The sequence below is a fragment of the Paraglaciecola algarum genome (assembly GCF_021532655.1).
Lineage (GTDB): Bacteria > Pseudomonadota > Gammaproteobacteria > Enterobacterales > Alteromonadaceae > Paraglaciecola > Paraglaciecola algarum.
The window spans coordinates 188,368-203,784 of sequence record NZ_JAKGAS010000006.1 but is presented as its reverse complement, the minus strand read 5'-3'; the positions used below and the strand labels follow the sequence as shown (position 1 = coordinate 203,784).

At 39.4% G+C, this 15,417-nt stretch carries 10 protein-coding genes; 8 read left to right on the top strand and 2 right to left on the bottom strand.

All coding sequences use genetic code 11. The annotated features are described in order from the left end of the window. Positions 1–323 precede the first annotated feature (323 nt). The 5 genes from L0668_RS12455 to L0668_RS12435 all read left to right on the top strand — a co-directional run bounded on the left by L0668_RS12455 (position 324) and on the right by L0668_RS12435 (position 9,522). Entirely contained in the window at positions 324–3,626 is a 3,303-nt protein-coding gene (locus L0668_RS12455) for a transglutaminase family protein (RefSeq protein ID WP_235312964.1), read from the top strand. 21 nt (positions 3,627–3,647) lie between these two features. Beyond that, positions 3,648–6,200, top strand: coding sequence for a circularly permuted type 2 ATP-grasp protein (locus L0668_RS12450; protein WP_235312963.1), 2,553 nt, complete (start codon positions 3,648–3,650; stop codon positions 6,198–6,200). Next, positions 6,197–7,075, top strand: a complete 879-nt coding sequence (locus L0668_RS12445; protein ID WP_235312962.1) for a transglutaminase family protein — start codon at positions 6,197–6,199, stop codon at positions 7,073–7,075. The genes L0668_RS12450 and L0668_RS12445 overlap by 4 nt, the downstream gene beginning before the upstream one ends. 72 nt (positions 7,076–7,147) lie before the next feature. Further along, the gene (locus L0668_RS12440; protein WP_235312961.1) at positions 7,148–8,602 is read left to right on the top strand and encodes a circularly permuted type 2 ATP-grasp protein; all 1,455 of its coding nucleotides are present in this window, start codon (positions 7,148–7,150) and stop codon (positions 8,600–8,602) included. Continuing rightward, positions 8,602–9,522 (top strand): alpha-E domain-containing protein, encoded by a 921-nt coding sequence (locus L0668_RS12435; protein ID WP_235312960.1) that lies wholly within the window; start codon positions 8,602–8,604, stop codon positions 9,520–9,522. The genes L0668_RS12440 and L0668_RS12435 overlap by 1 nt, the downstream gene beginning before the upstream one ends. Positions 9,523–9,939: 417 nt before the next feature. Here L0668_RS12435 and L0668_RS12430 read toward each other — a convergent pair whose 3' ends face one another. Both L0668_RS12430 and acs read right to left on the bottom strand, forming a co-directional pair. Then, positions 9,940–10,584, bottom strand: coding sequence for a LuxR C-terminal-related transcriptional regulator (locus L0668_RS12430; protein WP_235312959.1), 645 nt, complete (start codon positions 10,582–10,584; stop codon positions 9,940–9,942). Positions 10,585–10,707: 123 nt separating this feature from the next. Further along, positions 10,708–12,651 (bottom strand): acetate--CoA ligase, encoded by a 1,944-nt coding sequence (gene acs, locus L0668_RS12425; RefSeq protein WP_235312958.1) that lies wholly within the window; start codon positions 12,649–12,651, stop codon positions 10,708–10,710. 445 nt (positions 12,652–13,096) lie between these two features. Here acs and cmoA point away from each other — a divergent pair, with 445 nt between their 5' ends. The 3 genes from cmoA to L0668_RS12410 all read left to right on the top strand — a co-directional run bounded on the left by cmoA (position 13,097) and on the right by L0668_RS12410 (position 15,416). Continuing rightward, positions 13,097–13,828, top strand: a complete 732-nt coding sequence (gene cmoA / locus L0668_RS12420; protein WP_235312957.1) for a carboxy-S-adenosyl-L-methionine synthase CmoA — start codon at positions 13,097–13,099, stop codon at positions 13,826–13,828. 180 nt (positions 13,829–14,008) lie between these two features. Beyond that, positions 14,009–14,989 (top strand): tRNA 5-methoxyuridine(34)/uridine 5-oxyacetic acid(34) synthase CmoB, encoded by a 981-nt coding sequence (gene cmoB, locus L0668_RS12415; RefSeq protein WP_235312956.1) that lies wholly within the window; start codon positions 14,009–14,011, stop codon positions 14,987–14,989. Between the two features lie 40 nt (positions 14,990–15,029). Next, positions 15,030–15,416 (top strand): tetratricopeptide repeat protein, encoded by a 387-nt coding sequence (locus tag L0668_RS12410; protein ID WP_235312955.1) that lies wholly within the window; start codon positions 15,030–15,032, stop codon positions 15,414–15,416. Position 15,417 lies beyond the last annotated feature (1 nt).

Here is a 15,417-nt window from a genome sequence, read left to right as displayed (position 1 = left end):
GCGAGATTAAAATAATAAGTTTAATCTCGCCGTTCGGTGAATAGGCCTCACCGAACAGCTTTACCCTCACTAAGTTTTTACTTTAATCTCTTTATAGAACCCCATATCAACCTATTTCTCGCCCTATTGTAGTGCAACGCTGTGCCAAACTGATACAAAGAATAATAAACAGCTATGCCTCTGCACACGGCTATTGTAAAGGGAATGAGTGCGGGGTATTGTTGATGTGTGGCAAGGAGCAAATTTCACACTATTTGATTCTTTTGTTTTCTGAAGTACCTAGATTTGAACTCTTTTTATTATCAATAAGTGAGAATAGATAAATGACAATAACAGTCGGTATTACCCACCATACTGAATATCATTATGATAAAGCTATTAATATGGGGCCCCATGTATTTAGATTGCGCCCGGCTCCACATTGTCGTACACCAATTAAAAGTTACTCGCTAAAAATATTTCCAGAGAACCACTATATAAATTGGCAACAAGACCCCTTCGGTAATTATTTAGGCCGGGTAGTTTTTCCAGAAAAAACCAGCAAATTTTGGTTTACTGTTGACGTTGTAGCCGAACTCGCGGTGATAAATCCATTTGATTTTTTTGTAGAAGAATATGCTGATAATTATCCTTTTGCTTACGAAAAGCGCCTAAAACAAGATTTATTACCCTATCTAGAAACAGAAACTAAAACCCCTTCCTCAGAGATGAAAAAACTGATTGCCGAACAAAAGAAAAACCAAGGCATGGTGATAGTTGATTTTCTGGTTGCGGTTAACCAACAAATTTATCAAATGGTTAAATATGGCATACGGCTCGAACAAGGCGTACAAAGTGCCACTGAGACCTTAAAGAAAAAATCTGGTTCATGTAGAGATTCAGCTTGGTTATTAGTTCAACTTTTTAGACATTTAGGTTTAGCCGCAAGATTTGTTTCAGGATACTTAGTCCAACTCACATCTGATGAAAAATCCCTAGATGGCCCCAGTGGCCCAGAACAAGATTTCACTGACTTACACGCTTGGTGTGAGGTTTATATCCCTGGCGCAGGTTGGATAGGCTTAGATGCCACGTCAGGCTTGTTTGCTGGTGAAGGTCATATTCCCTTAGCCTGTACACCAGAACCTAGTTCGGCTGCGCCAGTTTCTGGAGGTGTTGATAAATGTGAGACAGAATTCAGTTTTTCTAACAAAGTCCGTAGGTTAATCGAAACACCAAGGGTGACCAAACCTTATTCAGATATAGAGTGGGCTGCAATTAACAACCTTGGACAGCAGGTTGATAAAGATCTTAAAGCGCAAAAAATCCACCTTACCATGGGTGGTGAACCTACTTTTATTTCCATCGACGATATGGAATCTGAACAATGGAGTATTGCAGCTGACGGAGAAGATAAACGTCGACTCGCGCATAATCTTTTTATGTCAATGGAAGACAAGTTCACCGAAAATGGCTTTCGTCATTACGGGCAAGGTAAGTGGTATCCGGGTGAGCCCCTGCCCCGTTGGCAATACGCCGTATACTGGCGCAAAGACGGTGTAGCACTTTGGAAAGATCAATCTTTATTGGCTAATATCAATGACAAAACTGATTTCACCACAGAAGATGCCAAACGTTTCACCGATGCCTTTGCGCAAAAATTAAAGATCCCAGAAGATTGTGTTGTAACTGGCTTTGAAGATGTACTTTATCACCTATGGCAAGAAGGTAATTTACCTTTAGAAACCTCTCCAGATGCGCCTGAATTGCTAGATGCCATGTCTCGTAAAACCTTTTTGGCGAAAATGGAACATGGTATCGAAAAACCAGTCGGCTATATCATTCCCATTCAATGGGGAGATAACAACTGTTGGAATACCAGTGAATGGCATTTTAAACGTGGTAATTGTTTCTTACTACCTGGTGATTCACCTATGGGTTACCGACTTCCTTTATCAAGTATTGGACTACCACCCAATTTAATCGATCGTGATCCTAATGCGATACCTAAAACCTTTGGGCGGATCAAAAATGCTAATGTGACCGTTAATCAAGATCCGGTTAAAACCGCCATTAGTTTTGAGTGTCGAGGAGGTAAACTTTACGTATTTATGCCACCTGTCACTGATTTTGAACATTATTTAACGCTATTAAGAGCGATAGAATATGCAGCAAAAGCATCGTCTATTCCTGTTGTTTTAGAAGGTTATACGCCGCCGTACGATAGCCGAGTCGAAAAATTCGCTGTGACACCAGATCCAGGTGTCATTGAAGTCAATGTACACCCAGTCGATAACTGGGCACAGTTGGTAAAAAATACCACAGCACTTTATGCGCTAGCCAAAGAAAATAGACTGATTGCCGAAAAGTTCATGTTAGATGGACGCCATACAGGTACCGGAGGAGGCAACCATGTCACTATGGGTGGCAAAACACCTTCGCAGAGTCCATTTATCCGCAGACCAGATGTATTACGTAGTTTTATTACTTTTTGGCAACATCACCCAGGACTTTCTTATTTATTTTCTAGTATGTTCATAGGTCCTACAAGTCAAGCACCAAGGGTAGATGAAGCCCGTGATGAACTATTGTATGAACTTGAAATTGCTTTTTCACAAATGCCTACCGGAGAAGTGCCTCAGCCTTGGTTAGTAGACCGTTTGCTTCGTAACCTATTAGTTGATTTAACTGGTAATACCCATCGCGCTGAATTCTGTATTGATAAACTTTATTCACCTGATTCAGCAACAGGACGATTAGGTTTAGTAGAATTTAGAGGCTTTGAAATGCCTCCTCACTCTCGTATGAGCTTAATGCAAATGTTGCTGTTACGTACCTTATTAGCATGGTTTTGGAAACAGCCTTATCATAAGCCTTTAGTCAGATGGAATACTGAATTGCATGACAAGTTTTTGCTGCCGCACTTCGTCAAAGAAGATATCGGCGAAATATGTCGAGACTTGCAACGGGCCGGATATAATATCAAGGCTGATTGGTTTGAACCCTTCTTTGAGTTCCGTTTTCCTCAATGTGGCGTGCGAGAAATTGAACAAATTCAATTGGAATTACGTGCCGCAATTGAGCCTTGGCATGTTATGGGTGAAGAGTCGACTTCATCGGGCACAGCTCGATACGTAGACTCGTCATTAGAGCGTGTTCAGGTTAAAGTAACCAATATGCCTAACAATCGGTATTTAATCGCTTGTAATGGTCGCCGCATTCCGTTAAAACAAACTAGAACAAAAGGTGAGTTTGTTGCGGGTATTCGATTCCGCGCATGGCAACCACCTTCGGCACTTCATCCTACTATTGGTGTACATGCCCCATTAGTCATTGACGTGTTTGATACATGGTCTGGGCGTTCAGTTGGCGGGTTCACATATCATGTAAGTCACCCTGGTGGTCGTAACCCAGAGACATTCCCTGTCAATGCTTTTGAAGCAGAAGGTAGGCGAATAGCGCGTTTTTGGGATCATGGTCACACACCGGCGATTAAAGAAGAAGACGCCCCTGTTGCGTCTCATGAACAAGTACAACATAGGTTTGTTGAGCATGATGGAGATAACGATTTTGTTATCCCAGATGAAGAACCCCTTAATAAAGATTACCCAAATACACTGGATTTGCGTCGCAAACCATTAGTTTAATTATTTAGATGAAATGAAAATATGAATTTATCGTCAGATAACAATATTGATAATATTTTGCCAGATTGGTTAGCTGAATTTAAAAAAGGCATCAATCCGATAAATGGAGTCAATCCATTGTTAGAAGATCAACTACAGCAACTGAGTGACCATCTTGCTCTTTTAAATAGGGAGGATATTGGTCACCGTGCTGCTGAAATTAAACGTTTATTGCGTAACAGTGGGTTTATTGATACGAATATTCCTAAACGTTTGCAACTTGATCCACTTCCATTATTAATATCTCAAAATGAATGGCTGAAAATTGAGCTTGGAGTTCGTCAACGAATAAAGCTTGACCAAGCTATTTTAGATGATTTTAATAGTCATAAATTGCTTATTACTCAAGGTGTTGTCTCCCCATTACCGTTAATGCAGCACCCTCATTATTTACGTGAAGCAACTTGTTTACCTAATAGTGAGCGAGGCCTGTTTATGTTGGCCTACGATATTGGGCGAGATAATTTGGGGCAATATGTTGTACTCGATTCCCATTATCAGTTTCCAGTTGGTCTAGGATTATTGTTAGAAAACCGCATTGTTGCAAGGCGGGTTATGAGTGAAGAGTTTGCCGAATGTGGAGCTCAGCGAATAGCTGGTTTTTTCCGGCAATTACAAGAATCAATTAACCTAAAAACCGAACATTTAAGAGATCCACGTATTGTCATTCTGACAAAGGGGCCAGACGATCCTTACTATTCCGAACATGCATATTTAGCAACCTACTTAGGTTATACCCTAGTGAGAAGTGCTGACATTACAGTGCGTAAAGGTAAAGTATGGTTAAAAGCTTTAGATGGGCTACGTAAAATAGACGTCATTTTGCGTTGGATAGAAGATCGTTATTTAGATTCACTAGAGCAAACAGAATATTCACTTGATGGTGTATCAGGTTTATTACAGGCGATTCGCTCACACAGCGTAATACTGCTAAACCCTTTTGGTAATTGTATATTACAAATACCAGCCATCAAGAATCAGCTCAATGAAATTGCCCAATCATTATTGGTTGAACCTTTACTATTAGGCACCCCAAGCACATTTAAACCAGGCGAAGTCAATCGAGAAGTTTGGCACGACCATACCTTATACAGTTACCTTGATCCGAATTTCAAACTAGCGGGAGATGGTTATCAAGTTGAAATTGAGCAGTTACTGGCTACTAACAGCCAAGATTATTATTTCTGTAAAAATATCGAATTAACACATGCCCCTTTTTGGCAAAATAAAAAGCTGGTCTCTAAGCCGGTAATAATGCGTTGTTACGCATTAGTGTCTAACAATGAAGTGCATGTGCTTCCTTCTGCACTGTGCTCAACTTTGACAGATACAAAAACTAAGCAAAGTATTTGTATTAAAGACACTTGGGTGCAAACAGGCGAAAGTAACCCTATTGAACAGCCTAAATTACCCAAGCCCGCTAGAAAAATTACCGACATGGCGTTAGTTGAAGGGTTAATTCCTAGCCGCACAGCCGAGAATTTATTTTGGTTAGGCAGCCTATTGGAACGCAGTGAAAATACCTCTCGACTCGTGCGTATATTTATTGATTTGTTTACCGAAGTCTCTATGTATCCAGATGTAAAACATCGTACCACGATAAAATACATGCAACAGGGTCTCGAGAGTCAGGCACTGACATTTCCATACAATCAAGTGGATATAAACGATAAGAATACAAATGCATTTGAATTTAAACACTTAGCTATCCATTGTATTAAAAACCCTGATAACTTAGGCAGCGTATTCTCCAATATAACTGGAGTATGTAACTTTGCTATGCAAGTTAGGGAATTACTTTCATACGACAGCTTACGCATCATCGAAAACTTAGAGACAGAGCAACGTCGACTGGATAAGTTTTCTCACATCACGCCAACACATATGTTTCAGTCTAGCTTAGATAGGGTAATAGGATTGGTCATGGCATTTAACGGTTCTGTGCTTGATAGTATGTCAAACAGTAACGGATTTTTTATGCTGGAAATTGGTAGAAAAATGGAACGCTGCTTACAGCTTGTCGCTATGGTCGATACTATGTTGATAGATGCAATGCCTGAAGCTGAACAACAAAATATCCTCGAATCTGTTTTAGTTAGCCAAGTTAGCTCAATCACTCATCGTCGACGCTATCGAGTTTTTCAGAGCATAGAAACTGGCCTTGAATTGTTGCTACTAGATACCGAATACCCACGTTCACTCGCATTTCAAGTTGAACAACTCATATCTTTGAGCAAACGATTACCTGAATCCACTAACAAGCCAAGCTTATTAACTAGGGTTGAAAAATCATTACTTAAGCTAAAGGCCGAATGTATGTTGGTTGATCGTGATGAGATTGCATATGTACTTGATAATAATAAAAGAATTAAATTATCGACAATGATGAAGCAAGTTAAAGCCGAGCTATTATCCTTTAAAGAAATTCTACACACACAATATTTCTCACATACCAAAACGGCAAAACAATTTAATTGGTCTATCAAACCAAATAGCGATACAGAAATACAAGACTTAGATAGTGCTCATATATGAAATATCAAATAAAACACGTCACCACTTACCAGTATTCAGACAAAGTCACCTTGAGTCAAAATCACGCGCGATTGATCCCACAGACAAATGAAAATCAACGTTGCCTAAACTACCGAATTGAAATTAGCCCCTCAGCCGATTATACAGCTGAATATAACGATTATTTTTCTAACCAGGTCACAATTTTCGAAGTCCCCACCCTACACGATGAAATGGTGGTGACTGCGATTAGTGAAGTAGAAATTACATATAGACAACCCCAAGCGCTATTTTTACAACAACTCACTTGGGAGTCGGTAAGGGACCAACTTCGTAGCCCACAAAACCAACAACAAATTTTAGCTACTGAATTCAGCATACCAAGCTTACATACTGAATATAATGATGAAATTAAAAATTACGCATTACAGTCTTTTACACCTGACAGAGCCATTGTAGAAGCATGTTTGGATCTTATGTCCAGAATATTCAATGAGTTTCAATTTGATCCAAATTTCACAACCATTAGTACACCTGTTGCAGATATATTCAAACATAAGCGTGGAGTCTGCCAAGACTTTTCGCATTTTGCTCTAGCCTGTATTAGAAGTGTAGGATTAGCTGCCCGCTACGTGAGTGGCTATATCGAAACTATCCCCCCTGAAGGACAAATAAAATTAGCCGGAGCAGATGCGACACATGCTTGGTTTTCAGTTTATGTTCCTGGTACCGGATGGCTTGAATTTGACCCAACGAATAATATCCAGCCGAGCGATCAACACGTTACCTTAGCTTCTGGCAGGGATTTTGCAGATATAACCCCATTAAAAGGGGTAATGTTTGGTGGAGGTTCACATCAATTAAAGGTTGAAGTAGACATGAATCGAATTAACTGAAAACAATAGAAAACACCTAACAAGTAAAATTACAATGTAAAAGAGTTGATAATTAAATATGGGAGAGAGTAAATGGCGATAGATTGGAAGAACTATCAATTTAAATCATTTTTTGATGAATTAATTGATAAAGATGGTAAACCAAGAGCACACAGCCATAAGCTCATTAAATTTCTTTCTGACTTATCTGATAGTGACTTAAATTCAGCGCGAGCTGCAGCTGACTTTGCGATCAAAGAAATGGGGATCACATTTACGGTTTATGGAGAAGGTAGTTCCATTGACCGAAATTGGCCAATGGACATCATCCCAAGAATTATTGACAATCGAGAGTGGAAAAAAATTGAGATAGGCCTAGAGCAGCGGGTAAAAGCCCTGAATATGTTCATTAATGATCTATATCACGATCAAAAAATCATCAAAGACGGTATATTCCCTAAAGAATTAATCTCTAAATCTGTCAACTTCAGACAACAATGTATGGGTATCACCCCACCCCATAATATTTGGGCGCATATATGTGGCTCAGATTTAGTTCGTGACCACGACGGAACTATGTACGTATTAGAAGATAACCTTAGGGTACCTTCTGGGGTATCTTACATGCTTGAAAACCGTTCTGTGATGAAACGAGTATTCCCAGAAATGTTTGAGCATATTGATATTTTACCGGTGAACGATTATTCATCACAATTATTCGATATGCTTTGTGCCATGTCTCCACGTCCACATGACACACCTGAAGTGGTTGTATTAACACCCGGCATTTTTAATTCTGCTTATTTTGAACATTGTTATTTGGCTCAAGAAATGGGCTGCGAACTTGTTGAAGGCAGAGATTTACAAGTTGATAAAAACGATTGTGTCTATATGAAAACCATTAACGGCTTACGTAGAGTCGATGTCATATATAGACGCATAGATGACCTCTTTATTGATCCAGAAGCCTTTAATCCTGACTCTCAATTAGGCGTACCAGGCTTGTTGCGTGCTTGGCGTGCCGGTAATGTAGCCCTAGTTAACGCACCTGGTGCAGGAGTGGCTGACGACAAAGTTGTGTATACCTACGTGCCACAGATGATTGAATATTACCTTAGTGAAAAAATGTTACTACCTAATGTTGAAACATATCGTTGTTATGAGCCTGATGATTATAAATATGTTATTGAAAATATTGAGAAGTTAGTGGTAAAACCAGCCAATGAATCCGGTGGTTATGGATTACTAATCGGGCCTAAATCAACTAAAAAGCAACAGCAAGAATGTATTGCACAAATTAAAGCTGATCCCCGTAATTATATTGCTCAGCCAACACTTAGTTTATCAACTGTGCCCACTTTAGACGGTGACAAAACAGAAGGACGACATGTTGATTTAAGACCCTTTGTTTTGTCTTCAGGTAAACAAACATACGTCACCACCGGCGGATTAACTCGAGTGGCTATGGTCAAAGGCTCACTTGTTGTGAATTCTTCGCAAGGTGGGGGTAGCAAAGATACTTGGATCGTTGATGGGGAGAATAGCTAATGTTGTCACGTGTTGCAGAAACCTTATATTGGATGGCGCGTAATGTTGAACGTGCTGAAAACATTGCTCGCTTAGTCAACGTCAATAATTTATTACTGATGGATTTGCCTAAAGGAGTATCACCAGGCTGGGAGCCACTTATACATATTATTGGTAGTCATGAAAATTATCTTGAACATTATTCAGATTTTACTGAAAAAAATGTCCTAACCTATATGACCATTGACAAAAATAATCCCTCGTCACTTTTAAATTCCCTATCCGCAGCAAGAGAAAATACACGGACTGTACGAGAAGTAGTACCCCGTCAAGTATGGGAAAGTATTAACTCACTCTATCTATACGTGAAAGAGCATGATGTCGAGCTTATTAATAAACGCCATCGTTACAGGCATTTAAGTCACGTAATTGACTCGGCATTAATGGTATTCGGTATATTAGATGCCACTATAAGTCATAACGAAGGTTTTACATTTATTCGTTTTGGTTCACTACTTGAACGAGCAGATATGACAACTAGGATAATGGATGTTCGTTCAGCAACAATGCGCGATATGCCAGAAGACTTACCATTTGAAAATATTCAATGGATGAGTGTGTTACGCTCTCTTAGTGCTTACCAAATGTACCGTCAAGAAATGGGAATACGGATTAAGGCTGAAAACATACTTGAATTCATGTTACTTAGTAAAGCATTTCCAAGAGCCATTACTTTTTGTTTGAACGAGTTAAAAGGTTTAGTCAGTACATTACCTAACAATACTGAAATGTTAAAACATATAGATCACAGTATTGATGATTTGCATAAACAAGATATTGATGCTTTAAAAGGAAAAGTATTACACGAATACATTGATGAACTACAAATAGACTTGGCAGACATTCATTCAGAGTTAGCCAAACAATATTTTTTAGTGTAATTAACCTCAGTCCCAGATAAGCAACGCCTGCAAAATGGCTCTTTTTTGTCCCTATAGGCGTTGCTCTAAATGGCTTTAGAATGACTATACAACATTCAGAGCGCCTTTATAGGGACAAAAATTTCTGCTCTTGCCCTTACTTTGATCTGCTGGACACTTGATATTTCGGTTAACCTATTGAATAAAATAGAGAAAGTATATTTTTTACGACATTTCTTATGCAGAACTGAGGTTAAGTAAATAAGCGGAGCGTAGTTGTGCTAACTCAAGTTTGCAAAACCAGCTAAATAATTGATCAATCGCCAACAGGAGCTATTGGCGAGTTTCTTATAACCAAACAATTAATAAATCCATTCTCAATTGGTAACAAATACTGTAATTGGTATAGTATCAATCGGCTTAATAAAGTTTATTTGATTAATAGCTATTATGCTTTTCAGCATATTGTTGTAACAGAAGTACAACTTGAGTACGGGTATTTACCCCAAGTTTCTTCAAGATCGCGCTTATGTGTGCTTTTACCGTTGCCTCTGTAATATTCAAATCAAAAGCGATTTGTTTATTTAACATGCCATTTTGCACAAGCTTTAACACTTCCTGTTGTTTAGGGGTAAGTTCAGATAATAATTTTAACAAATCAATACCCGTATCTTGCTCATCAATTTGTTGTTGCATACCCTCTGGCAACCAAGTTTGACCTTGCATTATTTGATGTAAGGCTTTGGCTATAACCTGGGTAGGTGTTGCTTTTGGAATAAAACCTTTAGCGCCTAATGCCATCACATTAGACACAACAGCAATAGAATCATTGGCTGAAATCACTGCGACTGGAATATTCGAAAAGCCTTCTGTTACTGTGGTTAAACCATAGTAGTTTTCGCATCCAGGCATATTTAAATCTAATAAAATAAGGGAAATATCAGGGTTGCTCTCAATTGCTTGAATGGTTGAATCAAAGTTATCAGATTCTATGATCTCAGCATCTTTAAATAATGGCCTTAATGCACCAATCAAGGCTTCCCTAAACAAAGGGTGGTCATCTGAGATTAAAAATTTTGTCATTCACATTACTCTCTATAAACACTATGCTAGTTGTAATACTTTAGTCTAAGCTAACACATTGAAGGTAAAACTCTAAACCTTCAATGTGAAAAAATACCACTAATTTATAAAGAACTTTAAAATTTACCTATTTAGCCTATGTTCAATCAAAGCATCGACCACACTGGGATCGGCCAGAGTAGAGGTATCACCTAATTGATCATGTTCATTAGCCGCTATTTTACGCAAAATTCTACGCATAATTTTACCTGATCGTGTTTTTGGCAAACCATGGGTCCATTGAATAAAATCTGGACAAGCAATGGGACTTAAATCTTCTCTTACCCACTTTCTTACTTCTATGGTTAAATCTAACGAAACCTCAATACCGTCTGTTGGTAATACATAAACATAAATCCCTTGCCCCTTAATGTCATGGGGATATCCCACTACTGCAGCTTCAGCTACCGAAGGATGAGCCACTAATGAGCTTTCTATCTCTGCGGTACCCAACCTATGTCCAGACACATTAAGCACATCGTCTACTCTTCCGGTGATCCAATAATATCCATCTTCATCACGCCTAGCACCATCGCCAGTAAAATACATGTTTTCGTATGTACTAAAATAAGTTTGTTTATATCGTTCGTGATCCCCCCAAACACTTCTAGCTTGGCCTGGCCAAGATCCGGTGATCACTAAATTACCGTCAACTGCTCCTGTTAAGATTTCGCCTTCACTGGAAACCAGCGCTGGTTTCACCCCAAAAAATGGCTTTGACGCTGAGCCAGGCTTTAAATCTGTGGCACCAGGTAATGGGGTGACCATGATACCGCCAGTTTCGGTTTGCCACCAAGTATCAACAATTGGACATCTACTGTTGCCAATTTTTTCATGATACCAGTGCCAAGCTTCAGGATTGATTGGCTCCCCTACACTGCCCATAATACGTAAACTTTCTCTACTGGTACCTTTTATGGGCTCATCTCCTTTGGCCATTAGCGCTCGAATAGCCGTAGGAGCGGTATATAAAATATTAACCTTATGTTTGTCTACCACTTGGCTCATACGATTAATATCTGGATAAGTAGGTATGCCCTCAAACATTAAGGTAGTGGCGCCATTAGCAAGTGGGCCATACACAATATAAGTGTGGCCCGTGATCCACCCTACGTCTGCTGCACACCAGTAAATATCTTCAGGTTTGTAATCAAACACATATTCATGGGTAAGCGAGGCGTAAACCATGTAACCACCAGTGGTATGTACCACTCCTTTTGGCGTGCCTGTAGAGCCAGATGTGTACAAAATAAATAAAGGATCTTCAGCATTCATTGGCTCAGGTTGACATACTGGTTCACATTGCTCAGCTAACTCGTGCCACCAAATATCCCGACCTTCGACCCAGTCTATGGCACTTTCGGTATGTTTATACACGATGACATTTTCAATACACTTAGTTGATTCTTTTAACAAAGCTTTATCAACATTCGCTTTTAAGGGCACCTTGCTACCACCTCGGCGACCTTCATTTGAAGTAATCACCACTTTTGCAGCGCAATCTTGAATACGATCAGCAATGGCGTTGGGCGAAAATCCGCCAAATATAACCGAATGAATGGCGCCAATACGAGCACAAGCTAACATTGCATAGGCAGCCTCAGGTACCATAGGCATATAGATAATGACTCTATCACCCTTAGTCACCCCTAATCTTTTTAAGCCATTGGCAATTTTGCACACTTGGTCATGTAGTTCGCGATAACTAATGTGCTTATGCCAATCTGGCTCGTCCCCTTCCCAAATAATGGCAGTGCGTTCAGGGTCCCTTTTCATGTGGCGATCAATACAGTTATAACTCGCATTGAGCTGCCCATCAGCAAACCATTTAATACTGGCCTCATCTTTAGAAAAATTACTGTCACAAATTTGGCTAAAAGGTTTAATCCAATCAATGCGTTTACCTTGCTCGGCCCAAAATTCATCTGGGGCACTTATTGACCATTGATAAAGCCTTTCATATTCGACTTTGTCTGCATGAGCGTTTTGTGCGATTGATTGAGCAACAGGAAAGAGATTAGATGACATGATGTAAATTCCTTTAGGTAACTTTTTATTATTATGTAAACAAAATATTTGACACATAAGGTATAAGAGTAAAAACCTGTTTGCAACAATCAAAGTGATACCAATCCACCTTTATATATGTTCACTCAGAATGCATCCAGCGGATTTTGATAAAGGCGTCGCTGTGCAGTAATGGTTGTTCCCTTTCAAATAGCGAGAACGCAAAACAAAACCTGCTGGGGCATTCCTTTCAGGCGAGCTTTAAAAGGGTTTACTCTATGTTGCATGACCTCGAAAGAGAACTAGGTGATTTTAATAAAAAGCTATCAATCATGCGCCTTGATTAAACCCTTTTAAACTCTCGCTGAGTGACTACATATCAAGATGGATTGGTATAACACCTTGATTGCAAAATTTGCCACAGGTAGAATTGCCGCCAATTTTAAGACAGGCTATTGTAATTTATATGAACACAGGTAAAGATGCGATCTATTCTCAGCCTCAACAAGTGGGTTCGTTTAGATTTGATCAAAACGTAGCTGAAGTCTTCCCAGATATGATCCAAAGGTCAGTGCCTGGTTATAACACTATTGTTGATGCTATAGGCCAATTATGTGGAACTTATGCCACAGATAATAGTGTGATTTACGACTTAGGCAGTGCTTTAGGTGCGGCAAGTTTAGCTGCTAGTAAATATATCCAAGCCAAAAACTGTGAAATTAAGGCCATAGATAACTCAGAGGCTATGGTTAAGCGCTGCCAACTTCACGTTCAAGCTTTTAAGTCTGCAACCCCTATCCAAGTTATTTGCGACGATTTACAAAATGTGGACATATCCAATGCTTCCTGTGTGATCATGAATTTCACCCTGCAGTTTATCCCGCCGGAAGAAAGAGACGATATCATTGCCAAAATTTATGCTGGCTTAAACCCAGGGGGAATATTGATCCTTTCTGAAAAGCTTAAGCACGACAGCCAGCAAGGCAATGAATTATTAATTGACCTTCATCATGAATTTAAAAGACGTAATGGCTACAGTGAACTAGAGATCAGCCAAAAACGCAGCGCATTAGAAGACGTGATGCTCACAGATACCTTTGAACAACATCAAACTCGTATAACTACTGCTGGATTTTCAGATGTAGTGCGTTGGTTCACCTGTTTTAACTTTGCATCTATGGTCGCGATAAAGAGCTAACATACGAGATATAAGATACGGGATACGAGATACGAGATACGAGATACGAGATACGAAAGTATTTTGTAATCCAAAGCAGTATTGTCAACAAAAGTACCTCAACTTTAAAATTTATTTTGCTTCTAGCTAGAAGTTCGCAGATAACGGTTTACTTTTCGCCGCTGCTTTTAAGGAGGCCACTTGGCTGTCACTTGGTTTAACGATTTTTACAAACAAATAGCTGATTCACCGTTAAGCCATTGGCTTGAAGTGTTACCTGCACAAATTGCCCATTGGCAAAAAGAGCAACTCCATGGCGATTTCAATAAGTGGGTAAAATTACTCGACAAACTGCCAAAAACACAGCCATCAAAGATTGAGTTGAAAAATAAAGTTGAATTTGGACAAGTCGAGGATATCAACGACTATACCCAAAAACACATCACGGGTTTGCTCAAACAATTCGCTCCATGGCGCAAAGGCCCGTTCGATTTGCATGGTATTCACATCGACACAGAATGGCGTTCAGATTGGAAATGGGATCGAGTAAAGCCTCACATTCATTCACTAAAAGATAGATATGTATTAGATGTAGGTTGTGGCAGTGGTTATCACATGTGGCGTATGTTGGGAGAAGATGCAAAAATGGTAGTGGGCGCCGATCCTTCTCAGCTATTCTTAATGCAATTCCAAGCCTTAAAACATTTCAACCCGTCCCCTAACAATCACAATATTCACTTATTGCCCGTAGGTGTAGAACAACTCCCCGAACTAAAAGCGTTTGATACTGTTTTCTCCATGGGGGTTTTGTACCACAGACGTAGCCCTATAGACTTTTTATATCAGCTAAAAAGCCAACTACGTAAAGGTGGTGAATTGATCCTTGAAACACTAGTAGTAGAAGGTGACGAAACGACAGTATTTATGCCAGGTGAGCGATACGCCCAAATGCGTAATGTTTGGTATTTACCCAGTACCGCTGCGCTAACCGTTTGGATGCAAAGAGTCGGCTTTAAAAATATAAAAGTAGTAGATTTAGACCAAACCTCAATCGAAGAACAAAGAGCCACTGATTGGATGGATGGTCAATCATTAGTCGACTTTCTTGATCCCGAAGATAACAACAAAACCATTGAAGGTTACCCTGCTCCACTCAGAGCTGTAATAGTGGCCCAAGTATAATTCATTAATTTTTATCAAAATTTTGCAAGGAAGTATTGAGTTGAAGAATGTAAAAATAATCTTCTTAGTTATAAGTTTCTTACAAGTAGGCTGCAGTTTAGCACCTAGTGCAGCCAGTATTTCACAAAAATTGTATAACGCTGGTGAATACGCCAAATCAATCAGAAAAGCAAATTACGCCCTATCCACCTATGAATACAACGCTGAAGAAAAAGCCAATTTAGTTTTTCTAAAGGCTAAAAGTTATGCGAAGTTAGAGCAATACACTGATGCTTTCGGTACTATTCAGTACCTAATGCAAAGCTACCCTGAAACAGAAGCTTTCTATCGAGCTAAAGCTTTAATGTCTAGTATTAGTCAGCATATGAAACCGCAGTCAAGTACACCTCAATCACATAACAGACCTCCAACACACACTAATATTTAAT